The sequence below is a fragment of the Saccharopolyspora shandongensis genome, from assembly GCF_900106995.1.
In the GTDB taxonomy this organism is placed as follows: Bacteria; Actinomycetota; Actinomycetes; order Mycobacteriales; family Pseudonocardiaceae; genus Saccharopolyspora; species Saccharopolyspora shandongensis.
The window spans coordinates 81541-104989 of record NZ_FNOK01000014.1 but is presented as its reverse complement, the minus strand read 5'-3'; the positions used below and the strand labels follow the sequence as shown (position 1 = coordinate 104989).

The following is a 23449-nucleotide window of genomic DNA, read 5'->3' as shown; positions in this document are numbered from 1 at the left end:
CGCGGCGCGAATCGCCCGGAAGCCGCAGACCCGGCAACCGGCTCCGCCTCACTTCCCCACTGCCGTCCGACCGCCGTCGACCGGCAGGCAGACGCCGGTGACGAAGGGAGAGTCCAGGAGCAGGAACTCGATGGCGCCGGCCTGCTCGTCCGGGTCGGCCAGCCGACCCAGCGGAGTGCCGGCCCGGGTCGCCCCGTGCCGTAGCCGTGGTCGACCACCTCCTGGATCAATCAACCTAGCAATTGCTTGCTTGATTAGGCAGGCGTCCAAGGCGGACGAGGGAGGAGTTCCTGCTCGACGAGCGCGTGGAATCCCCGCGCCGGGCACGACCAGATCAGGTCGGCGAGAACACTTACTTCAGCCCAGGCGCCGGTGCCACCGACACCGGGCCGTCCACCAACGCAGAACCGCGGGGCTGACTGGGAGACCGTCAGCCCCGCGGGCAACTGCAGCTACGAGTGCGGGCCTAGCTAGAGAGGAGGCCGCCGTAGAGGACGTGGAGGTACTGCTTGGCGATGGCCTCCGGCTTGTACTTGCCGCGAGGGCGGTACCAGCGCACGGACGACCACACGGTGTCGCGGATGAACCGGTAGGTGATGTTCATGTCGACGTCGGCGCGGAAGATCCCGGCCTTCTGCCCGGCGACCAGCAGCCGCAGCCAGATCTTCTCGATCTCCCGGCTGTACTCGCCGACGTACTCGAAGCCGGGCTGGCGGGCGAGCGCCACCACCTGGGTCTGGTAGAGCGCGACCGCGTGCGGGGTCGCGGAGATGGCCTCGAAGGACGCGACGATCAGCTCGTCGAGCGCCGCGCGGGGGTCGTCGCTGTCCTCCTCGATCTTGCGGAACCGCTCACGCAGGGCGGACAGGAAGTCCCGCAGGATCTCGTCGAGCATCGCCTCCTTCGAGCTGAAGTGGTGGTAGAGGCTGCCCGAGAGGATGCCCGCCTCGTCCGCGATGTCCCGGACAGTGGTCTCGGCGTACCCTCTAGTGGCGAACAGCGTCGCGGCGATGCTCAGCAGCTGGCTCCGCCGATCGGAGCCGCTGCCGCCTCCTGCCGAGGCCGCACCGCGCTTGGCCGACCCCGGCCGGGTCCTCGTCGCCATCTCGCCTTCCTTCCCGCAGACCGCGAATCCCCCACAACAACAAGCGTTTGGCCAACAGTCTGCCACAGCCGCACCCGCGCATCCGCCGCGGCACGCCGGTCCCGCGCCGCGCAAGGCCTGGTCTGCGGGCGCACCCGCCGCTAGGATCACCTAGCAAGCATTTGGTCGACTCAAAGGAGAGCGTGCACGGTGAACACCCCGATGACGATCCCGCTCCTCGTCGCGGAGGCCGCGCGGCGGAACCCCGACCAACTGGCCGTCGTCGACGGGGACATCCGGGTCACCTACGAACAGCTGGCCGAACTCGTGGCCGAGACGGCGCGCGCGTACGTGGCGCGCGGCCTGCGCCGGGGCGACCGCGCGGCCATCTGGGCGCCGAACCGGCTGGAGTTCATCCTCGCGCTCCTGGGCGCGGAGTCCATCGGAGCCATCGCAGTCCCGCTCAACACCCGCTACCGGGGCCACGAAGCGGTGACCGTCCTGGCCCGCTCCCGCGCCTCGACGCTCGTCCTCGCCAACGGCTTCCTCGACATCGACTACCTCGAGATGCTCCGCACCGCCGCCGCGGAATCCCCTGGTCAGGCCGGTGACGGCCCCGTTCCCGGGCTGCCCCACCTGCACACCGTGGTGGACCTGGGCGGGCAGCCCACCGACGGCGCGCTCAGCTGGCCGGACTTCATCTCCGGCGGCCGCTCGGTGGACGACGACCGGTTCGAGGCGATGGTCGCGGCGGTGACGCCCGACGACATCTGCGACATCATGTTCACCTCGGGCACCACGGGCATCCCCAAGGGCGTGCTCACGGCGCACCGGCAGACGATCGACGTCGCGCGGGTCTGGGCCGAGCGGGCTGAGCTGAGCCCGGCCGACCGCTACGCCATCGTCAACCCGTTCTTCCACGGCTTCGGCTACAAGGCCGGCATGATCACCGCGATCACCGCGGGGAGCACGATCTACCCGGTCGCCACCTTCCAGGCCGACGAGCTGCTCGAACTCATCCAGGCGGAGCGGATCTCGGTGCTGCCCGGCGCGCCGACCCTGTTCACGTCCCTGCTCAACCACCCCCGGCTGGCGGAGTACGACCTCTCGTCGCTGCGGTTCTCCGTCGCCGGGGCCGCGACGGTGCCGAAGTCGCTGTTCCAGCGGATGCGCGACGAGCTGGGCTTCACGTCCGCGAGCCAGGCCTACGGCCTGACCGAGGCGGTCGTGGTGACCCAGTCCCTCCCGGACGACGACCCGGCGCACATCGCGGAGACGACCGGCCCGCCCGTCGACGGGATGGAGATCCGCATCACGGACCCCGCTGGCGACGACGTGCCCGCCGGCGAAGAGGGCGAGATCCTGATCCGCGGCCGCAACGTCATGCTCGGCTACTTCGAGGACGAGAAGTCCACCGCCGAGGCCATCGACGCCGAAGGGTGGCTCCGCACCGGCGACGTGGGCCGCCTCGACGAGCACGGATGCCTGCAGGTCACCGACCGGATCAAGGACATGTTCACCGTCGGCGGGTTCAACGTCTACCCGGCCGAGGTGGAGAACGTCCTCGCCACGCACCCGCAGGTGTCGGAGTCGGCCGTCGTGGCGAAGCCCGACCAGCGGATGGGCTCGGTCGCCCTCGCGTTCGTGGTGCCGCGCGGCGGGAGCAGGCCGACGGAGGACGAGCTGATCGAGTACTGCCGGGCGCGGCTCGCGAACTTCAAGGTGCCGAGGCAGATCGTCGTCCAGGACGAGCTGCCGAAGAACGCGAGCGGCAAGATCCTCAAGACCAAGCTGCGCCCCGCGGCGAAGGAAGCGTGACGCCCCGGGTCGGCAGCCGTCACCCGCCGCCGACCCGGCTCCCGCCACGAACGCGATTTCACGAGGGATCGCGCCGCGCGATCCGTGTCTCCACCACGCCGCTCCCACAGCTGGCGCCCGACTTCGCGCGAAATCGCGCCACCCGTGCGCTCGCTGCGCGCTGGGTGAGCGCCGCGGCAGAACGGGCCGATTCTCCCCACCGTCCACATTGGGCATCGCGCCCGCGATGGGCGTGACTGCGCCGGAGCGCGCGCCATCGTAACCAGAGAAACAAGCAAACGCTAGGTTTGTATTCTCGTCTCGCTCTCGTAGGATTCCGTTATGAGATATGCCGTAATGGCTCCGGTAGCGGCCGGCGTCACCGCCCGGCCGGATTGGATGGGCGAGTTCGCCCGGCACGCCGAGGCATGCGGGTTCGAATCGATCGTCGCGGTCGAGCACGCCGTCGTCGTCAGCCGGTACTCCAGCGTCTACCCCTACGCGAGTTCCGGGAAGATGGAGCTCGCCGACGACTGCGACATCCCGGATCCGCTGGACCTGCTGATGTTCCTCGCCGCGCACACGACCCGCATCGAGCTGGCCACGGGCGTGCTCGTGCTGCCCAACCACCATCCGGTGGTGCTGGCCAAGCGGGCGGCCACCATCGACGCGCTCTCCGGCGGCCGGTTGCGCCTGTGCGTCGGCATGGGCTGGATGCGGGAGGAGATCGAGGCGTGCGGCGCCGAGTTCGAGACCCGCGGGCGGCGGGCCGACGAGCAGATCGACGTGCTGCGCAAGCTGTGGGACGACCGGTCGCCGACCGGTGTCGACCACGACGGCCGGTTCTTCTCCTTCGCCGGGGCGATGACGTACCCGAAGCCGGCCCGGCCGGGCGGGATCCCCATCCACATCGGCGGGCACAGCCGCGCTGCCGCACGGCGCGCGGGACGCCGCGGTGACGGCCTGCAGCCGCTCGGCGTCGGCGGCGCCGAACTGCAGGGGCTCATCGACCTGATGCGGCAGGAGGCCGAAGCGGCGGACCGCGATCCCGACGCGCTGGAGGTCACGCTCGGGCACCTCGTCTCGGCGATCACCACCGAGAAGGCCGAGTCGCTGGCCGCGCGGGGCGCGAACCGGATCGTGCTGCAGACCACGCCGACCACCGACCTGGCCGCGGTCAAGGACGAGCTCTCCGCGTGCGCGCAGCGGCTCGGCCTGGCCGGGCGATGACGCTCGCCGCGGCCGACCGGGTCGAGCTCGCCGACCTGGTCGCCCGCTACGCGGCCGCCGTGGACGACCGCGCGTTCGCCACCGCGGCGGTCCTGTTCGCCGAAGACGCCGTGCTGGCGATGCCGTCCCCGCCCGCCGAACTCGGTCCTGTCGACGTCCACAGCGGCCGATCGGCGATCGCCGGCGCACTGCGCGCCGTCGAGGCCTTCGAACTCACCCAGCACGCGATCGTCGGCCAGGTCTTCGACGGCGACGGGCGGTCCGCGACCGGTCGCATCGCGTGCATCGCCCACCACCTGGGCAGGCGGTCGTCGGGCGAGCCGATCAACCTCGTGTGGCACCTGCGCTATGCCGACGGCTACCGCAAGCAGGACGGCGCGTGGCTGTTCGCCCGCCGGGAGCTGTCCATCGACTGGATCGAGACCCGCACACCACGCCGCTCGCGCGTCCCCTCCTGGAGCGAAGATGACTGACCGACCACGGATCTGCGTTGTGACCGGAGGTGCGCTGGGCATCGGCGGCGCCATCAGCCGCCGGTTCGCCCGCGCCGGGGATCTCGTCGTGCTCAACGACGTGGACGGCGACGCCGCCCGCGCCGCACAACTGGAGATCGAGGCCGCCGGCGGGCGCTGCGCGGTCGTCGTCGGCGACATCACCGACGACGACGTGGTGGCCGAGACCGCCGGGGCGGCGCTGTCCGCGGGAGACGGCCGGGTCGACGTGCTGGTCAACAACGTCGGGGACTTCCGCCCGACGTCGTGGACGTTCGCGCGGTCGACGCCGGAGCAGTGGCGCCGGCTCTACGAGCTGAACCTGCACCACGTGTTCACCATGACCCACGCGCTGCTGCCGGCGATGATCGAGCAGCGTCGCGGTGCCATCGTGAACAACTCGACCGTCGAGGCCTTCCGCGGCATTCCGGGCAAGGCCGCCTACTCGGCGTTCAACGCCGGGGTCTCGGCGTTCACGAAGAGCCTGGCGGTGGAGGTCGGGCAGCACGGCGTCCGGGTGAACGCCATCGCGCCCGATCTCGCGGACACCCCGCAGACCCCCGCCGACGCGATGCTCCGCGGCCGCGACCCCGAGCTGATCCGGACCTGGGTCCCGCTCGGCCGCTTCGGCGCCGCGGACGACTACGCCGCGGCGGTGCAGTTCCTCGCCTCGGACGCGGCCTGCTACATCACCGGCCACACCCTGCCGGTCGACGGCGGCACGCTCGCCGCCTCGGGCTGGTACGGCCGCGCCGACGGCAAGGGCTGGACCAACTTCCCGAACAATCCCTAGAGAGGACATTCCCGAATGGCTCCGCCCGGCTCGTCCCGGAGGCACCCGGCGCCCGACAGGCGGCGGCGGTTTCGCGCGAAACCGCCAACACGCCTCACGGGGAACGCCGCTTTCGCGCGAAACCGGCGCCCTGCCCCCAGACGACCACGTCCCGCACATGCCCGCGCATCAATCTGAAACAACCCCTAGGCACGACATCGGAAAGGTCGATCGTGACGGATTTCCAGGACAGGCGCGGCGTCGCGGTGGTGACCGGCGGGACCGGGGGGCTCGGTTCCGCGATCTGCCGGATGCTCGCCGAGCGCGGCGCCGGCGTCGCCCTGACCTACCGCAGCGACCAGCGGGCCGCCGAGAGCCTGGTCGCGGAGCTCGTCGAGGGCGGCGGAGTGGCCGCAGCGGACCGGCTCGACCTCACCGACGCCTCGCAGAGCAAGCTCTACCTGGACAGCGTCGTCGAACGCTTCGGCGCGATCCACACGCTCGTCCACGCGGCAGGCCCGCTGATCCCGCAGGTCCACCTCTCCAAGGTCGAACCGGCCGACTTCGCCAAGCACCTCGCCGCCGAGGCCGAGGCGTTCTTCAACGTCGTGCACGCCGCGCTGCCCGCGCTGCGCGCCAGCAAGGGCTCGATCGTCGCGATCACCACCGCGGCCACCCACCGCTACCCGGTCCGCGACGGGCTGTCCGCGGGCCCCAAGGGCGCCGTCGAGGCGACGGCCCGGGCGCTCGCCGCCGAGGAGGGCCGGTTCGGGATCCGCGTGAACTGCGTCGGCCCCGGCATGCTGACCGACGGCATGGCCGCCGACCTGATGGCCAGCGGCGACCTCGACGAGCGGGCGCTGGAGGTCACCAAGCGGAACATCCCGCTGCGCGCCTTCGGCAGCGCACAGGACATCGCGGAAGCCGCGTGCTTCCTCGCGTCGGACCGCGCGAAGTTCATCACCGGGCAGAAGCTCGACGTGGACGGCGGATACGGCGTCTGACCACCGACTACCCCTTCGAGGAGCATCCGTGCCGAATACCGCTCAGCCCACCATCGACCTCGGTTTCACCCATGGAGACGTCCTGCTGGTCAGCGGCGCCGGGAGCGGGATCGGCGAGGCCATCGCCCTGCACGCCGCGGAGCTGGGGCTCGCCGTCGCCGCCTGGGACCTCAACGAGAGCGCCGTCGCCGACACCGTCGACCGGATCACCGCGACCGGCGGCAAGGCCATCGCGGTCACCGCCGACGTCTCGGCACCGGCCGAGGTCGAGCGGGGCTTCGCCGAGAGCCGTCGCCTCGGCGAGATCCGCTACCTGGTGAACAACGCCGGGCCGTCCTCCGCCGGGAACCTCGACTTCGACGAGGGCGTCCGGATCGCGGTCGGCAGCGTCCGGCTGATGACCGAGACCTGGCTCGCCGGCGGGGTTCCCACGGGAGCCGCACTGGTGAACGTCTCGTCGCTGGCCGGCAACCTCATCGGCACGGACTCGCCCTGGTACTGCGCCGCCAAGGCCGGGATCGCCGGCTACACCAGGCATCTCGCCACCTACCGGAACACCGAGGTGCGCAGCAACGCGGTCGCCCCGGGCATGACCGACACCCCGCGCCTGCAGGGCTTCGTGCAGAGCGAGGTCGGGCAGCGGTCGTTGGAGAAGAACCCGTTGAAGCGGATGGCGACCGGTGACGACATCGCGTGGGCCACGTTGTTCCTGCTCTGCCCGCTCGCCTCCTACATCAACGGCGTCCTGCTGCCGGTGGACGGCGGCTGGACGGTGACCCAGTGACCGATCCGCTGGCCGAGCTGCTGGACGAGCGGCGGATCCGCGAGGTCGTGCTGCGCTACTGCCGCGGGGTCGACCGGCTCGACTTCGACCTGGTGCGCTCGGCCTACCACCCCGGCGGCATCGACCACCACACCGGCTTCGACGGCACGGTCGACGAATACGTCGAGTGGGTGCGTCCCCTGCTCAGCGGCTTCACCGGCACCATGCACATCGTCGGCAACCACCTCTGCGAGCTGCGCGGCGACCAGGCGGTCGCCGAGACCTACGGGACCGCCGTCCACTGGGGATCGCCGGAATCCGATCCGCGGCGAAACTTCATCAGCGGCTTCCGCTACGTCGATCACATGGCCGAGCGCGACGGGCGATGGGCGATCGTCGAACGGTTCGCGGTGCGCGAGTGGACGCACTCGACGGTGGGCGCGCAACTCGCCCCGGAAGGCACCGGGCCGCGCGGGAGCCGGGACGCGGACGATCCGTACTACGTGCTGGCCCGGCGCATCCAGGAGCGCTGACATCCCGTCCTGATCGACGGCCACTGCGGCTTCGGCAAGCCCTGGTGTCATTTCCGCGCCGCTACCATCACCGTCATGCCCAGGCGATGGCCCGGATTGGGGAGGCACCGGTACCCGACGTGACGACTGGTGGATGGCGGGCGCCGTGAAGGATGAGCAGTTGCGCATGTCGGAGCTGGCGTCCGATGCGCTGTCGGTGTTCCGGGTCATCTCGTACTTCGACGCCCTCAGCGAGTCCGCTGCCAACGCCGACGCCATCGTGCGGTCCGCGGCGCTGCTCGCGGAGTGCCCGGTCGGCGCGCAGTGGGCGTCGGGCCCGGTCATCAGGTACGGGGCGTTGGGCGACCTGCTCGACGAGAGCCGCCTCGCGACGCCGACCGCTGCGGATCCGGCTGTCTGGCTCGAACGCACCGCCGCTGCCGAGCACCCGCTCGACTCGCTCCTCCTCGACCGGCTTCGGCACGCCTTGCGCGTGGCGGCGCAGCGATCGGCGGTGCCGGCCGGTCCGCGGTTGGGTCATCCGGCGCTGCTGGAAGTGGTGCTTTCCGACAAGGAACGGCGCGAGGACCGCGTTCGAGCGGTGGGATTGCTCGGCTTGGACGCGACCCGGCAGGTGCGCGCGATGGCGGTCTCCACGGCATCGAGCAAGGCCGCGGTGGAACTGGTCGCGCGCAGCTGCCCGGGTCGCATCGTCCACTCGGTCGCGGTCGGGAACTTGACCGCGATGCTCCTGCAGGACGACTGCGACGACCGCCGGCTGGCCGATGATCTGCACGCCGCGATCGTCGCCGAGCATCCGATGGCGCTCGGCTGCGCCGATGGCGACCGCGGCCCGTGGGTGGGGATCGGCGAGCGCATGAGCGTGTACGCGGCGCCGGCGTCGTGGAAGCAGGCGCGCCGGGCGCTGCGCTTCGCATCGTCCACTGGATACGGGCGGCGGGCCGTGTCCTACGGGCGGCTGGGTTCGCTGGAACTGCTGGCCGAGCTCCCCCTGAAACGTCTGCTCAACGATCCGGATGCGGCGCGGATCAACGCGATCGCCACGTCCCCGACCGGCGAGCAGGAGGTGGCCACGCTGGAGGCCTACTGCGTGTTCGGGTCGCTCCGGCGCACCGCCGAGGAAATGCATGTGCACCACAGCACCGTCGCCGCCAGGCTCGCGCATCTCGAAGCGCAGATGGGCTGGGACCTGGCGGACCCGATGGACCGGTTCAAGGCGACGCTGGTGCTCATGGTCCGCAGGGTGACGCTGTCGTCGACGGAGCTGGCCGCGTCGGAGGTGTTCGGCGAGACGTTCTGAGCCGCGTCCCCCGACACGCGTCGGGCGGGCCGGGGGAATCTGCCGACGCGCATCGGATGATCCCCCGGTGGGTCTCGGGCCACCATCTGGCTTGACATCCGTTCCCGCGGAAAGGAACTCCCCGTGGCCGTCGTCGACCCCAACCGCACCTGGGAAATGCTCGAGAACCGCCTTGCCGTCACGACCGGCGAACGGCACCGCGTCGTCCTCGGCATCGTGCTCGAACACATGAAGGCGGAGGCCGAACCGAACCTCGACCGCCTGATGGCGACGTTGAGCCCCACGCCCAACTACCACTTCTGGAACGGCGGCGAGGACGTCGGCCCGGAAGGCTACGACGGGGTGCGGACGTACTACGTGAACTTCCTCGAGACCCGGACCAACGTTCTCGAGTTCACCCTGGACCGGCTGGTCGTCGACGACCACTGCGTGGTCACCGAGGGGTACCTGAAGCAGATCTACCCCGGTTCGTACGCCGCCCGGAGCGGGATCCCGGTGGACGACGAGTCGGCCGACTACCTCGTCGTGCACCGGCAGCTGATCTTGTGGCCGGTGGACGAGAACGGCCTCGTCCAAGGCGAGGACTCCTACAGCTCCGGGCCGGTCAGCGTCACCAAGCTGTCGTTCGACGAGCTGCCGCAGGAGTACATCGATCTCGTGCACCCGTCCAGCGACCGGGCCACGCGCTCCTGAGAGCTCCGGCGCCATTCGCGCGAGGCCGGGGCGGTCCGCCTCGGCCTCGCGGTTCAACGCCGCCGCGCCGGTACTAGGCTCCGTTCACCACGGCGCGGAACTGGTCGAGCATCCAGGCGAGGTCTCGTTCCTCGATGGTCAGCGGGGGCGAGAGGCGGACCGTGGAGCCGTGGGTGTCCTTCGCCAGGACGCCTCGTGCCGCCAGCTTCTCGCAGGCTTCGCGACCCGTCATCAAGCCGGGATCGATGTCGACGCCCGCCCAGAGTCCGCGGACCCGCGCCTCGCTGACACCGCTGCCGACCAGTTCCTGGAGCTCCGCGTTCAGGCGCTCGCCGAGGGCGCGGGCCCGGTCCTGGTACTCCCCCGTTTCGAGGAGGCCGACGACGGCGTGGCCCACGGCGGCCGCGAGCGGGTTGCCACCGAACGTCGAGCCGTGGTTGCCCGGCTGGATGACGTCGAGCACGTCGTGGTCGGCCACCACGGCGGAGACCGGGACGATGCCACCGCCGAGCGCCTTGCCGAGCACGTACATGTCCGGCACGACCTCCTCGTGGTCGCACGCGAACGTGGCACCGGTGCGACCGAGCCCGGACTGGATCTCGTCGGCGACGAACAGGACGTTGGACCTCGTGCACAGCTCCCTGACCTGGCGCAGGTAGCCGGCGGGCGGCAGCTTCACGCCGGCCTCGCCCTGGATCGGCTCGATCAGCACCGCGGCGGTGTGCTCGTCGATCGCGGCTTCGAGGGCCGCGAGGTCACCGTGCGGGACGGCGCGGAAGCCGGGGGTGAACGGGCCGAAACCGTCCCGCGCGCCCGAATCGTTGGAGAAGCCGACGATCGTGGTGGTCCGCCCGTGGAAGTTGTCCTGGGCGACGACGATGCCGGCCTGGTCCGCGGGAATGCCCTTGACCGCGTACCCCCACTTGCGGGCCACCTTGAGCGCGGTTTCCACGGCTTCGGCCCCGGTGTTCATCGGGAGGACGAGATCCTTGCCCGCCAGCGCGGCGAGATCCCGGCAGAACGGGCCGAGCCGGTCGTTGTTGAACGCCCGGCTGGTCAGGGTCAGCCGCTCCAGCTGCTCGCGCGCGGCGCCGAGGAGCGCCGGGTGTCCGTGGCCGAAGTTGAGCGCGGAGTACCCGGCCAGGCAGTCGAGGTAGCGGTTGCCCTCGACATCGGTCATCCACGCTCCGCTCGCCTCGGCGATGACGACCGGCAGCGGGTTGTAGTTGCGTGCGACGGCGGATTCGTCGTGGGCCGGGGCCGTCGTTTCCGGGGCAACCATGGGAAAAGTCCTTTCTCGGGGGTCTTCGGTCAGTCGGTGAGCCGCTCGACGGCGCCGAGGTAGCCGGCGAGCATCGCGCGCGCGACGCGGGCGAGGTCCTCGTCGCCGGGCAGGAAGCCGCTGCTGTGCAGAGGTTTGTCGGTGTCGGTTCCGACGAACAACATCAGGGAGGGGATCAGCTCGCCGTAGTAGGAGAAGTCGTCCGCGCCGACGGAACGCAGCGTGCTGGAGATCTGAACCCCTTGGTACGCAAGGTGATGCGCTGTCCGGCTCGCCAGTTCCGGGTCGTTCTCCAGCACCGGCTCGCCTCGGGTGAAGACGACCTTCGCCTCGCAGCCGTGGGCACGAGCGACGCTCTCCGCTGTGTCGGCGACCCGGTTGTGGAGCAATTCCCGCGTCGGCTTCGACAACGTGCGAATCGTGCCGGTAGCGCGGGCGAGGCCCGGGACGACGTTGGCGGCGTTGCCCGCCTGGAGCGAGGAAACACCGACGACCGCGGGGATCATCGGATCGACAGCTCTGCTCACCACGCTCTGCAGCGCGACCACGATCTGCGACAGCGCGAGCACCGGGTCGCGCGTGAGGTGCGGGTAGGCCGCGTGGCCGGACTCGCCGGTCACCACGATCTCGAACTCGTCGGAGGAAGCGTTGACCCCGCCCGGAACGCAGGCCACCACGCCAGGCGCCAGCACCGGCTGCACGTGGGCACCGATCATGGCGCGGCAGTCCTGCGCCACCAGCACGCCGCTGTCGACGATGTCCAGCGCGCCGGACGGATAGGTCTCCTCCCGCGGCTGGAGCACCACCAGCAGCGGGGCGGGTCCTCCGACCCGATCCACCGCACGGGCGAGCGCCGTCACCGCGGCCAGGTGGACGTCGTGACCGCAGGCGTGCATCACGCCCGGCTTCGCCGAGGCCCACGCGACGCCGGTCGTCTCCTCCGTCGCGAGCGCGTCCAGTTCGCCGCGCACGCCGACGGCCGGTCCGGCACCTCCGATGCGCAGGACCGCGCCGGTCTGCGCGGTCGACACGGCCGAGTCGCCGCCCGGCAGCGCCGCCAGCACCGCGTCCCGGGTGGTGGTCTCCGCGCCGGAGAGATCGGGGTTCCGGTGGAGTCCGCGCCGCAACTCACCGGCGGCCTGGAGCTCCTCGGCGAGCGCGGCCCGAAGTCGATCGTGTTCAGTCATCGCTCAATCCGTAGACCCGCGCGGCGTTGCCGCGGCCGACCGTGGTGGCCTCCCGGGCGGCGTCCTCCATCGACCATTCGCCCCGGGCGGCCCAGTACCCCTCGGCGCTCGCCTGTTCCGCCAGGCCGAGCAGGGACGCGCAGTGCCGGCGCACCGCGAAGCCGATCTGCGAGTCGAACTGCGTCATCCACGGCGGCACCGGCCGGTCCGACTCGGTGATGAGCGCTTCGAACTCGGCACGGGTCACGTGGCCCCGCAGCGGACCGTGGACGTGGTGGTCGATCAGGGGAATGCCGGCCAGGCGGGCCTGCAGCTCAGTGCACATCGGCGACCCTCCGGCAGACGTCGGCGGGGTCGAGTCCTTCGACGGCGGCGAGTTCGGCGCGCTTGACGTCGAGGTGCGTGCGCAGCAGCTCCGGCGCGAACCAGTCGCGCACGGCGGTGTCCTTTTCCAGCTCCTCAAGCGCTTCGGACAGATCGGCGGGCAGCCCGGGGATTTCGTCGAACTGCTGCTCCGCCATGTCCTCCGGCCACACCTTCGGCGGTTGGTCGTCGCCGGCGAGGCCCGCCAGACCCGCCCTGATCAGGGAGCCGAGCACGAGCCACGGGTTCGCCGTCGCGTCGGCGGCCCGGTATTCGAGATTCAGCTGCCGCGCGGGGTTCCCGCCACCGACCGTGCTGGTGGGGCAGATCCGCAGCAGCGCTTCCCGGTTGCGCTCGGCCAGGAAGATGCCGCCGACGCTCCAGCGGTGCGGCTGCAACCGCAGGAACGACGACGGGCTGGGCGCGGTGAGCGCGGTGAGCGCCCGGGCATGGGCGAGGATGCCGCCCGCGAAACGCGCACCGACTTCGGCGAGCCGCCCGGGACGCTGCTCGTCGAACAGCACCGGCCGACCGGTAGCGGCGTCCACAAGGGACAGATGAACGTGGACGCCGTTCCCGCTTCCGTCCGGGTTCTGCAGCGGCGCGAACGTGACGCGGCGGCCGTGCCGGCGAGCCAGGTCGCGGACGAGTTCCTTCAGCAGCACGGCCCGATCCGCGGCCGCCAGCGCCGAGGTGGGCGCGAGCGTGATCTCGAACTGGTTCTCGCCGTACTCCGGCAGCCAGGTCTCCGGCTCCAGACCGGCTTGGGCGAGGAGCTGGACGAGCCCGGATCCGAACGGCTCCGCGCTGCGGTAGCGCGCGAACGAGAACGGCGCCGTGCCCTCGGTGCCGTCCAGCATGAACTCGTGCTCGAACGAGGCGACGACCTCCAGCCCGAAGCGCTCGCGCAGGTCGGCGAGGGCTTCGCGGGCGAAGGTGCGGGGATCGCAGTCCCACGGCTGCCCGTCGGGCAGGGTCTGGTCGGCGAGGAGGATGCGGACCTGCGGGTGACCGTCGCGCTCCGGGAGCACCACCTCGGTGCGGGCGTCCGGCATCAGCCGCAGATCCCCGGTCGAGCCGAACGCGTTGTCCTCCGCGATCCCACCGAAGCAGGTCAGGGCCAGGTTGGCGGGCACCCAGCCGACACCGCGGCGCAGGACGGCGTCGAGCTCACCGGCCGGCACACCCCGGCCCCGGGTCAACCCCGCCAGATCGCAGGTCGCGACGAAGACAGTCGAATCCATGGATGCGCCTCACCGATCTCGGGTAACAACTCCCGAGAACGTAACGCGCATTAGAAACTCAGTCAACGTGCTTCAGTTTGTAACAAACTATCCAATGCCGCTACTCGGCATCGTCCCGCCTGGACAGCGCTTCGATCTCGCCCAACCGACCCCGGACGGCGCCACCGCGCCGCTCGGCCACGGCGGCGACCACGGCCTCCACCACGGCCATCGCGGGGACCAAGGAGTCGAACGGACTCGGCGCCTCGACCCTGGCCGGGAGCACGACCTCGGCCGCCTGCGCCGCCGGCGACATCCACGGATCGGTGAACAGGACGACGTGCGCACCGCGCGCGGCGGCCTCCCGCGCGAAACCCACCAGGTCCGGGTCGTACCTGCGGTAGTCGAACAGGACCAGCACGTCGCGCTGCCCGAAATCCAGCAGCGTGGTGGCCTGCGCGAGCTCGTCGGGCGGAATCACCCGCACCGCGGGACGGAGCATCGCCAGGTGGCTCGCCAGGTACTCCGCCAGCACCCGGCTGAACCGGCCGCCGCGCAGGTGGATCGGCCTGCCCGGATCACCGAGCAGCTCCGCGGCCCGTTCGAACTCCGCCTCCGGCAGCGTGTCGAACGACCAGGACAGCACGTCGATGTAGTGCCGGGCCACCGCCGGGGCGTTCCGCCTGCGCTCCGCGGCACCCTCGACCTCGGCGATCTGCCGCAGCGGCGAGCTGAGCCGCTGGTCGACCTCGTGGATCAGGGCCTTCTGGAACGCCGGGTAGCTTTCGAAGCCCAGCCGTCCGATGAAGCGCAGCACCGTCGGTGCGCTGACGTGCGCCCGCTTGGCGAACTGCGCGACGGTTTCCAGACCGGCCGCGGGATACGCCGCGAGCAACGCGCGCGCGACTTTGAGCTCGCTGCGACTCAGCCCGGCCAGCTCGGCGCGGACGCGTTCCGCCACGGTCGCCGCGAAATCCGCGCCCTCCCGGCCGTTCGCCCCAGCTTGATCATCTTGTCCAGCCACCCGCGACCCTTCCCTTCGAACACCGTCCCGCCGCCGATCATTGTCCCGTCGCGCAGCGCGGCCGGGATCGAGACACCGGAAATCTTGAATCCATAAGATATTCTACCCTTGACAGCCAGTTTGTAATATGCGTTACTTTCCGGCATCCAAGACCAGGCGACCAGGGACGCGCCTCTCCTCGAGTCCGGCAGTTCCGTCGCCCGATTCCCAGCACGTCCCGGAAGCCGTTTCAGCACAACGGATCCAGCCGACCAGACCTGCCTCCAGCGCGCCGTCGCACCGGTCGCGCATGCCACCACCGCGCGGAAGAACGCGGGTTGGTGATCGCCCCGACATGCCCGGAACACACCGAACTTTGTCCGCATGGACGGAAGAGGAACATGGATACAGCCAGCGCCGTGCAGATGGTGACCGCGCAGATCGAACGGGACCGCGACTTCCCCGTCGAGCTGACCCGGGAGCTCGTGCGGATCCCCACCGTGAACCCGAAGTTCGAGTCCGCCGCAGGGCTCAACCGCGAGACGGACGCCCAACGACTGGTGGCCGCGCACCTCGCGGCAGCCGGCCTGACCACCGAGCAGCACGAGGTCTTCCCCGACCGCCCCAACGTGCGCGCCTACCGCGACGGTTCCGGCGATCGCAGCCTCGTCCTCAACGGGCACATCGACGTCGTCCCCGTCGGCGACCGCGGCACCTGGTCCGTCGATCCGTTCGGGGCCGAGATCCACGGCGGCCGGCTCTACGGGCGAGGCGGCTACGACATGAAAGCCGGGATCGCGGCCGCGATCGCGGCGGCGAAGGCGATCCACGATTGCGGGATCGAGCTGGCCGGCCGGTTCGAGGTGCACAGCGTCGTGGACGAGGAGGCCGGCGGCTTCGGCACCAAGGGGCTCCTCGCCCGCGCCGACGCGCCATCCGCGGTCATCGTCGGTGAGCCGACCGAGGAACAGGTCATGCTGTGCCAGGGCGGACTGGAGTGGGTGCGGGTCACCCTCCGAGGCCGCAACGCGCACACCGGGTGGCGGTACAACGACCTCTACCCGCAACGCGACTCCGCGGACCGCACCCGCCCCGGTGTCAACGCCGCCGAGCTGGCGGCGCGCCTGATCACGGCCGTCGGTCAGCTCGAGCGAGACTGGGGCTGCCGCAAACCGGCACATCCCCTGCTCCCGCCCGGGGTCAACACCATCAGCCCGAGCGTCGTCCAGGTCGGCGCGGGCCTCGGCGCGGACGGCCTGCCGGCCACGATGACGAATCCGGCCATCACCCCGGACGTCGCGGTGATCGACTTCGACCTGAAGTACCTGCCCACCGAGACGTCGGCGCAGATCCGAGCCGAGTTCGAGGACTTCGTCGCGCACTGGGCGGCCCAGGACTCGTGGCTGCGCGAGCACCCACCGGTCGTGCAGTGGGAACTCGGCGACCTCCACTTCCCGGCGTTCGACACGTCGCCGGACTTCCCCGTCGTCGACAGCATCCGGCGGCAACGTGCCGCGCTGGGCAAGACGACCGAGATCACCGGATTCGTCGCGGTGTGCGACGGCGCGTTCTACCGCCCGGCGGGCGCGACGCCGCTGATCTACGGCGCGCAGGGCGCCGACGCGCATGGCCCCGACGAATGGGTCGACGTCAACTCGATCGTCGACACGGCAAAGGTCTTCGCCGCCGCGGCCATCGAGTACTGCGGACTGCGAGCGGCACCCCGGTAGCACTTCGGGACAAGCCACCAAATATCCACTTCGGACAGATCAGGTCACGGGCACCCGTCACGCCCTCGTCAACCCGGGCGCACACCGACGGGAAGCCCGGAGCGCCCCAAGGGATCTGCCGCGCGACAGCCACGGCGTCCGCGCGCCCCCGAAACGAGATGCGAGTCGACTCATGAGCAATCCGCAGGACAACGACGCCCCGGCGCCGCGCTACCGACAGCCGAAGGGCGTCGAGCAGTACGGCATCGAGGCGATCCCCGACGACAAGAAGACCGTCCGGTGGTGGGACGTGTCGTTCATGATCATCAACTTCCTGATCAACCCGGGCATGATCCTGGTCGCCGGCGGCGCGGTGGCCGCCGGCCTGTCCTTCTGGGCCGCCGTCGCCACGGTGCTCGCCGGGATCATCATCGCCTTCGGCGCCTACTCGATCATGGCCACCGTCGGCGTCGACTACGGCCTGCCGGGCCAGGTCGGCACCCGGATCACCTTCGGACTGCGCGGTGCGCAGTGGATCCCGTCCGCGCTGCACGTGATCAGCTCCGTCTACTGGTTCGCGTTCCAGACGGTCGCCGGCGCCCTCGGGATCATCGCGGTGCTCCGCGCGCTGACCGGGCACACGCTGAACTTCGCCCTCGTCAGCGTGATCTTCGCGATCGTGCAGGCCGCCGTCGCGCTCGTCGGCTACGACTCGGTGAAGGTGCTGGCCCGGATCGCCTTCCCGACCAAGATCATCCTGACGGTCGTCTTCATCACCGTGCTGATGACGCACAACGACCCGAACTACGCGCCGGGCGCGGTGCTCGGCCTGGACCTGCACATCCCCTGGCAGTGGTCGGTCATCGCGTTGTGGCTCAACAGCGTCGTGTCCGCCTGGCTGTCGATGATCACCAACGCCAGCGACTTCTGCCGCTACTCCCGCAGCCGGGGCGACATGTGGATGGGCACCATGGCCGCCGCCGTGCTCGGAGCGCTGATCACCGCGTTCGTCGGCTGCTACGCCGCGGTGGCGTCCGGCGGCAACGACAACGCCTTCGACGTCATCGCCCGCATCACCGACAACCCGCTGCTGCTCGGCCTCGTGCTGCTCTACATCGTGCTGGACAACTGGACGATCAACGTCCTCAACCTCTACACCGCCGGCCTCGCCCTGGTGAACATGGTTCGGCGGCTCGGGCGGTTCTGGGCGACGGTCGGCCTTTCGCTGATCGGCATCGCGCTGTCGCTGCTGCCCGAACTGGTCAACGGGTTCACCGGTTTCATGACGGTGATGGGCAACCTGTTCGCCCCGGTCGCCGGCGTGCTGATCGCCGACTACCTGTTCTGCAAGCGCAGGAGGATCGAAGTCGCCGAGCTGTTCGCGAAGAACGGCCGCTACTGGTACTGGTCCGGCTTCAACTGGCTGACCGTGGGCTGGACGATCGCCGGGTTCCTGCTGTACTTGGTGCTGCCGGACGCCGCGGTGCCCTCGGTGACCTGCCTGGTGACCGTCGGAGCCGGCTACCTGCTCACCGCCTCGCTGCTCGCCAAGCGGTCGCCGCGCTTGCGCACCGCCAACGCGCCCGTCACCACCCGGCACGACCTCGATCAACCCACCGCTCCGTTCTCATCGGAGATCCGCACCGGCGCCGAGTCGTGAGCGCCCCGTGAGCCGCCGCCGGTCGATCACGCTGGCGGATGCGCACCAGCTCGGCATCTCGTCCGGGTTGTTCAGCATCCGCCAGACGCGGTCGCGCGAGAACGGCGTCTCGTAGGGGCGGGTGCCGACCGCTCGGCGGATGGCGTTGCCGAGGGCCGCCGGGACGGGGTTGAACGGGCTTTCGCTCATCGACTTCGCCCCGAACGGCCCGAGGTCGTCGAAGGTCTTGGCGAAGTGCACCTCGGTCTCCGGGACGTCGGCCATCTGCGGGATCCGGTAGGTGCGCAGCACCGGGGTCAGCAGGTCCCCTTCCTCGACCATGACCTCTTCGTACAGCGACGCGCCGATGGCCTGGGCGACGCCGCCCTCCACCTGGCCCCGGCACTGCTCCGGATTCATCACGGTGCCGGCGTCCGCGGCCTGCACGGACTGCAGGATCCGCACCGCGCCGGTGCGGATGTCGACCGCGACGCGGAACGCCTGCACGTTCCAGGCCAGCGACCGGAATTCGCCGAGCTCCTCCCCTCGCGCGAACGCGCCGGCACCGTCCCGGTTGGCCGCCGGGCAGGCGCGGATGACTTCGGGGAAGCCGACGACCCGCCCCGGCGCCCGGACGCCGTCGGCGAACAACGAGCAGTCCGCCGGATCGGTGCCGGTGATCTCCGCGGCGGCGCGGAGCAGGAGCGTGCGCAGTGCGACCGCGGCCGCGTGCAACGCCTTTCCCGCCACGGTGGTGCCCGCCGACGCGAACGCCCCGGTGTCGTAGGCGGCTCCGTCGGTGTCGGAGTTGGTCAGCCGCACGCGGTCCAGGTCGGTCGACATGGTCGTCGCGACGATCTGGGTGTGGACGGTGGTGGTCCCGTTGCCGAACTCGCTGGTACCGACGCCGGCCGTGTAGGTGCCGTCCGGGAGAACCGACAGCGTCGTCTTCGAGATGTGGCCGCGAGGCGCCATCGTCGCGATCATCGCCACGGCCATGCCCTCACCGGTCCGCCAGTGCTCGCCTTCCGGGGCGGGCACGCCGTTGCCGCGGGCGAGGGCGCTCTGGGCGATGTCCAGGCACTGGTCGAGGCCGTAGCTGCCGTAGACGAGCCCGTCGTCGGCGGGATGTGCTTCCACGAGCGGATCACCGTTGCGGACCGCGTTGATGCGCCGCAACTCGAAGGGATCGATGCCGAGGGTCAGCGCGAGTTCGTCCATTGCGGACTCGACCCCGAGGATCACCTGGCCGAGGCCGTATCCGCGGAAGGCTCCGGACGGGACGTTGTTGGTGTACACCGACTCCGCGTCGACCCGCTTCACCGGGGCGTTGTACAGGCTGATCGACTCGGCGCAGCCGTGGAAGAGCACGCCTGGCGCGTGGTTTCCGTAGGCGCCCGTGTCGGCGAGCACGTCCAGCTTGATCGCGGTGAGCCTGCCGCTGCGCTCGGCGCCGAGGGTGACCTCGACCCGGAACGGGTGGCGAACCGAGGTGCGCAGGAACTCCTCGGGCCGGCTCATCTCGTACATCGCGGGCCTGCCGGTGCGCAGCACCACGAGCGCGACGAGGTCCTCGGCGAACATCTCCTGCTTGCCGCCGAAACCGCCGCCGACCCGCTTGGTGAACACCCGCACCTCCTCCTCCGGCAGATCGAGCAGCCGGCACAGGGTGCGGCGGGTCAGGAACGGGACCTGGGAGCTGGTGCGGATCACCAGCCGGCCGTCGTCGTCGAGCCAGCCGAGGCTGCCGTGGGTCTCCAGCTGCGCGTGCGAGACCCGTTGGGTCCGCCATTCGCCGCGGACCGTGACGTCGGATTCCGCGAGCGCCCGGTCCACGTCGCCGCCGACGCCGTCGTGCAGGGAGGCGACCAGGTTGCGGGTCACGTCCCCGGGCAGCTCGTCGTCGGGCTGATCGCTGTCGGCGAGCTCCGGGTGCAGCACCGGGGCACCCGGCGAGCGGGCGAGTTCGGGATCGAAGACCGCCGGCAGGACTTCGTAGGTCACCTCGATCAGGCGGCACGCCTCCTCGGCGATGGCTGCCGACGTCGCGGCGACCACCGCGACCCGCTGTCCCTTGAAGCGCACGACGTCGTCGAGGATGCGCGTGTCGTGCGGGTCGTCGGTGCGATGTTCGTGCTGCGCCGTCGAATAACGCATCTTCGGCACGGAGCGGTGGTCCAGGACGAGTTCGACACCGGGCAGCCGCTCAGCTCGCGAGGTGTCGATGCCGATGATCCGGGCATGCGCGTGCGGCGACCCGAGCACGCGGATGTGCAGCGCTCCGGGCAGTTCCACGTCGAAGGTGTACGGCTCGGTGCCGGTAACGACCCGGCGCGCGGCGGGAGGATTCGCCGAGGTCCCGACAATCCCCTTCGCCCCTTCGGCCTTCGCCCGGCCGCAAGCGGTCCGCGCGCCTGCGCAGCTCGGCTGGTCGCCGTCGGCAACGCCCTGCGCGATGGCCTGCCGGATCGAGCGGTACCCGGTGCAGCGGCACAGGCTGCCCTTCATCAGCCGGGGCAGGTCGTCGAGCTGATCGGCGGCGAGGGTGGACGAGGTCACGATCATGCCCGCGGTGCAGAAACCGCACTGGAACCCGAAGTTGTCGACGAAGGCCTGTTGCATCGGATGCAGGTCATCCACCGTGCCCAGGCCGGAAACCGTGGTGACCGAGCGACCTTCCGCCCGTTGCGCCGGGTAGATGCAGGAGTGCACGGGCGTTCCGTCGACCAGCACGGCGCACGCACCGCAATCGCCCGCGTCGCAGCCCTTCTTCACCTCGAAGTGCGCTTGGTCGCGCAGGAAGGTGCGCAGGCACTGGCCGGCCCGCGGATCAGCGTCGCGAGGTTCGCCGTTGATGGTCAGGTCCACAGCAGCAACTCCTGTCGGATCTCTTCGCACAGCACGGCGCTGACGGCTCGGCGCCAGTCGGCGGTGCCCAATGGATCGGTGTAGTAGTCGTCCGCCGCCCGCACGTCCTCGCGCAGCCGGGCGGAGGTGGGGAGCGCGTCGTAGCGCAGCACTCGCGGGCGCAGGGTGGAAGCCGTCACCGTGAACACCGCCGCGCCGGACTCGTCGAGCCGACCGGTGAGCACCGCGGCGCTGCGACCGAGCTCGGCCAAGGCGATCTTGCGGAACCCGGTGCGGGCGCGGAGCGCGTGCGCCGGGATGTCGACGCAGCGCAGCACGTCGCCCTCCGCGAGGACGTTGGTGCCGTTCCCGGTGCTGATCTCGGCGACCGGGAGCACGTACTCGCCGCCGTCTGCGGTCCAGATCAACGCGGTGGCGTCCAAGGCGGCACCCAGCGACACCATCGCGGCCGCCGCGTAGGAACGGCAGATGTTCCCCCCGACCGTCGCCACGTTCCAGATCTTGAAAGAAGCGAGCAGCGCGCCGGCGGCCTGGAAGAAGATCGGGTGCGCCGCCCAACCTGCGCGCGGGGAGATCCGGGACAGCTCGGCGATCGTGCAGGTCGCTCCGATGCGCAGCCCCTCGGGAGTGTGCTCGATCGACTTCCAGCCCATGGTGGACAAATCGACCAGACCGGTCCTCTGCACCTGTGGCTCGGAGAACAGCCAGGTGCCGCCGGCGAGGAACGTCTCGCCCGGCGCCAGGAGGAGGTCCTCGCGAGTGCGCGCCCGACGCAACGTCTCGATCGTGTTCAAGTCCATCGCTCACCTCACCCACCTGCTCGCGCCGCCGGCACCGGCGGCGTGGGATGCGAGTACACCCATTCGCGGAGCTCGACCACCACGGTCGTCGCACACGAAGTTGCTCCACCTCGACTCGGACGATCATCCGAACCTGTCGGTAGGATCCCCCTCCACCGGCGATGGCCGGGACGTCGATCTGGTAGTGGTGGCGCTCATGTTGGTGAAGCAGGTGCTGGGGTTCGCCGACCTCGGAGTGGCGCCGCTGTGGGGACCGGCCCATGCCCTGGAGCGCACCGTCACCGGTGTCACCACGGCGGACATGGAGAACCCGGCGAACTACCTGTCCCCCGGGGAAATCGTCCTCACCGGCCTCATCTGGTGGCACCCGAACCGCGCCGAGACCGCGGAGGCCTTCGTCTCCGAAGCCCGAGCGGCCGGCACCGTGGCCCTGATAGCCGGCGAAGGCTTGCACGGCCAGGTCCCCGACGAACTCGTCGAGGCGTGCCGGGCCCACGACCTCCCGCTGTTCTCGGTGCCGCGGAGCACCACCTTCCGCACCATCGTCGACCGCATCTACTCCTTGCTGTGGACCGACTTGCGCGAGCCGTCCGACTCCGCGGCGCTCCCCTCGGCGGTCGAGAACGAACTCCTCGAACGCATCGCGTCCGCAGTCCCGCTCGGCGACGTCCTCAGCACGGCGGTCGAGCGCCTCGGCTTGCCCGACCTCGAACTCGTGTCCGCCGCCGACCGAACGATCGCGAGCAGCAACCCCCACATCGCGGACCGGCCACGACGCGTGCGGATACCCGTAGGCCGCCCCGGCGGGAGGTCACCGTTCGACGGGTGGTGGCTGTGCACGAGGCAACCGGCCGACGCCGCACAGCGACCGGCGCTCGGCCGACTCGCCGACCTGCTGTCCGCGAGCGTGGAGCAACGCGAGAAGCGACGTGCCACGCACGCCGCAGCAGCCTCCGCCCTGCTCGCCGATCTCGACAGGGGCGATACCGCGGCGATGCCCGACTTGATCCGGAAATGCGGGCTTCCGGCCGACGTCGAGCTGACGCCGCTGGTGGTGAGAATGCCTGGGGCGCCGGGCATCTGGGCTGTCGACGCGGCGAACGAACTCCTCGCGACGTGCGCAGCGGAGTTCGTGGTGTGCGAGGCGGGAACCGCGGAGTCCGTCGGCATCGCCGCCGCGCCCCCGGAGCAGCTCGCCCGACAGATCTCCGCGTACCTGCCGACCGTGCAGGGACTCGTCGACGACGACCGGACGATCGCGGTCGGCCTCGGCCCGAGCGTTGAGCCTCGCGAGCTCATCCCCGCGCTGACCAGCGCGCGCTATGCCGCGGGCGCCGCCGGAACGCGGCCGGCCTCGACGAAGCCGCGAGTGTGCGCGACATCGGAGATGACGACCCTGAGCACGGTGCTGGAAGGGCTGCCCGCACCCGTGGCGCAAGCCTTCCGGTCGGCCACGATCGGCCCGATCACCAGGTACGACGCGGCGAAGGGCACCCGGCTGCTGGAGACCCTGAAGACCTTCCTGGACAGCGGTGCGTCGTGGACCCGCACCGCGACCGCCATGCACCTGCACGTCAACACCGTCCACTACCGGATCGAACGGGTCGAAGCGCTCACCGGTCGCCGGGTGGCGAATCTGCACGACCGGATCGACCTCCAGGCCGCCCTCATCCTGCACCTGCAGTCGAACACGCAGCTGCCGTGATCG

Annotated in this window: 21 protein-coding genes; 12 read left to right on the top strand and 9 right to left on the bottom strand. The window is 70.6% G+C overall.

What is annotated here, in order from left to right; translation table 11 throughout:
• Positions 1-48: 48 nt before the first annotated feature.
• Together BLW84_RS46250 and BLW84_RS17235 are read right to left on the bottom strand one after the other, a co-directional pair.
• Positions 49-234, bottom strand: a complete 186-nt coding sequence (locus tag BLW84_RS46250) for a hypothetical protein (protein ID WP_143060982.1) — start codon at positions 232-234, stop codon at positions 49-51.
• Between the two features lie 232 nt (positions 235-466).
• The gene (locus BLW84_RS17235) at positions 467-1105 is read right to left on the bottom strand and encodes a TetR/AcrR family transcriptional regulator (protein WP_093266527.1); all 639 of its coding nucleotides are present in this window, start codon (positions 1103-1105) and stop codon (positions 467-469) included.
• Positions 1106-1294: 189 nt separating this feature from the next.
• On the opposite strand from BLW84_RS17235, the gene BLW84_RS17230 reads away from it, so the two are divergent.
• The 9 genes from BLW84_RS17230 to BLW84_RS17190 all read left to right on the top strand — a co-directional run bounded on the left by BLW84_RS17230 (position 1295) and on the right by BLW84_RS17190 (position 9667).
• Positions 1295-2902, top strand: coding sequence for an AMP-binding protein (locus tag BLW84_RS17230; protein ID WP_245761206.1), 1608 nt, complete (start codon positions 1295-1297; stop codon positions 2900-2902).
• 321 nt (positions 2903-3223) lie between these two features.
• On the top strand, positions 3224-4111 hold the full coding sequence (locus tag BLW84_RS17225) for an LLM class F420-dependent oxidoreductase (RefSeq protein ID WP_093266525.1): 888 nt from the start codon (positions 3224-3226) through the stop codon (positions 4109-4111).
• On the top strand, positions 4078-4584 hold the full coding sequence (locus tag BLW84_RS17220) for a nuclear transport factor 2 family protein (protein ID WP_218157352.1): 507 nt from the start codon (positions 4078-4080) through the stop codon (positions 4582-4584). Before BLW84_RS17225 ends, BLW84_RS17220 begins: the two co-directional genes overlap by 34 nt.
• Entirely contained in the window at positions 4577-5395 is an 819-nt protein-coding gene (locus BLW84_RS17215; protein WP_093266523.1) for an SDR family NAD(P)-dependent oxidoreductase, read from the top strand. Before BLW84_RS17220 ends, BLW84_RS17215 begins: the two co-directional genes overlap by 8 nt.
• 212 nt (positions 5396-5607) lie before the next feature.
• The gene (locus tag BLW84_RS17210; protein WP_093266521.1) at positions 5608-6378 is read left to right on the top strand and encodes an SDR family NAD(P)-dependent oxidoreductase; all 771 of its coding nucleotides are present in this window, start codon (positions 5608-5610) and stop codon (positions 6376-6378) included.
• 28 nt (positions 6379-6406) lie between these two features.
• Entirely contained in the window at positions 6407-7162 is a 756-nt protein-coding gene (locus BLW84_RS17205) for an SDR family NAD(P)-dependent oxidoreductase (RefSeq protein WP_093266519.1), read from the top strand.
• Positions 7159-7674: a nuclear transport factor 2 family protein gene (locus BLW84_RS17200; RefSeq protein WP_093266517.1), complete on the top strand. Its 516-nt coding sequence runs from the start codon at positions 7159-7161 to the stop codon at positions 7672-7674. Before BLW84_RS17205 ends, BLW84_RS17200 begins: the two co-directional genes overlap by 4 nt.
• Positions 7675-7840: 166 nt before the next feature.
• On the top strand, positions 7841-8974 hold the full coding sequence (locus BLW84_RS17195; RefSeq protein ID WP_177226516.1) for a PucR family transcriptional regulator: 1134 nt from the start codon (positions 7841-7843) through the stop codon (positions 8972-8974).
• A 123-nt stretch (positions 8975-9097) separates the two neighbouring features.
• Positions 9098-9667, top strand: a complete 570-nt coding sequence (locus BLW84_RS17190) for a nuclear transport factor 2 family protein (RefSeq protein WP_093266513.1) — start codon at positions 9098-9100, stop codon at positions 9665-9667.
• Positions 9668-9740: 73 nt separating this feature from the next.
• Here BLW84_RS17190 and rocD read toward each other — a convergent pair whose 3' ends face one another.
• The 5 genes from rocD to BLW84_RS17165 all read right to left on the bottom strand — a co-directional run bounded on the left by rocD (position 9741) and on the right by BLW84_RS17165 (position 14746).
• Complete coding sequence (gene rocD, locus BLW84_RS17185) at positions 9741-10949, bottom strand: ornithine--oxo-acid transaminase (RefSeq protein ID WP_093266511.1); 1209 nt, start codon at positions 10947-10949, stop codon at positions 9741-9743.
• A 29-nt stretch (positions 10950-10978) separates the two neighbouring features.
• Complete coding sequence (locus BLW84_RS17180; RefSeq protein ID WP_093266509.1) at positions 10979-12136, bottom strand: M20 metallopeptidase family protein; 1158 nt, start codon at positions 12134-12136, stop codon at positions 10979-10981.
• Positions 12129-12461, bottom strand: a complete 333-nt coding sequence (locus tag BLW84_RS17175; RefSeq protein WP_093266507.1) for a hypothetical protein — start codon at positions 12459-12461, stop codon at positions 12129-12131. The genes BLW84_RS17180 and BLW84_RS17175 overlap by 8 nt, the downstream gene beginning before the upstream one ends.
• Positions 12451-13743 carry a glutamine synthetase family protein gene (locus tag BLW84_RS17170; protein ID WP_093266505.1) on the bottom strand — a complete coding sequence of 431 codons (1293 nt, stop codon included), beginning with the start codon at positions 13741-13743 and terminating at the stop codon, positions 12451-12453. The genes BLW84_RS17175 and BLW84_RS17170 overlap by 11 nt, the downstream gene beginning before the upstream one ends.
• Before the next feature lie 100 nt (positions 13744-13843).
• Positions 13844-14746, bottom strand: coding sequence for a MurR/RpiR family transcriptional regulator (locus BLW84_RS17165; RefSeq protein ID WP_093266503.1), 903 nt, complete (start codon positions 14744-14746; stop codon positions 13844-13846).
• Between the two features lie 380 nt (positions 14747-15126).
• On the opposite strand from BLW84_RS17165, the gene BLW84_RS17160 reads away from it, so the two are divergent.
• Both BLW84_RS17160 and BLW84_RS17155 read left to right on the top strand, forming a co-directional pair.
• Complete coding sequence (locus tag BLW84_RS17160) at positions 15127-16455, top strand: ArgE/DapE family deacylase (protein WP_093266501.1); 1329 nt, start codon at positions 15127-15129, stop codon at positions 16453-16455.
• A 172-nt stretch (positions 16456-16627) separates the two neighbouring features.
• On the top strand, positions 16628-18094 hold the full coding sequence (locus BLW84_RS17155) for a purine-cytosine permease family protein (protein ID WP_177226515.1): 1467 nt from the start codon (positions 16628-16630) through the stop codon (positions 18092-18094).
• Here BLW84_RS17155 and BLW84_RS17150 read toward each other — a convergent pair.
• Positions 18062-20941 carry a molybdopterin-dependent oxidoreductase gene (locus BLW84_RS17150; RefSeq protein ID WP_093266497.1) on the bottom strand — a complete coding sequence of 960 codons (2880 nt, stop codon included), beginning with the start codon at positions 20939-20941 and terminating at the stop codon, positions 18062-18064. The genes BLW84_RS17155 and BLW84_RS17150 overlap by 33 nt on opposite strands.
• Complete coding sequence (locus tag BLW84_RS17145) at positions 20932-21741, bottom strand: FAD binding domain-containing protein (protein WP_093266495.1); 810 nt, start codon at positions 21739-21741, stop codon at positions 20932-20934. The genes BLW84_RS17150 and BLW84_RS17145 overlap by 10 nt, the downstream gene beginning before the upstream one ends.
• A gap of 196 nt (positions 21742-21937) precedes the next feature.
• Between BLW84_RS17145 and BLW84_RS17140 the strand changes: the two genes are divergently transcribed.
• Entirely contained in the window at positions 21938-23446 is a 1509-nt protein-coding gene (locus BLW84_RS17140) for a PucR family transcriptional regulator (RefSeq protein ID WP_143060981.1), read from the top strand.
• Positions 23447-23449: the final 3 nt, after the last annotated feature.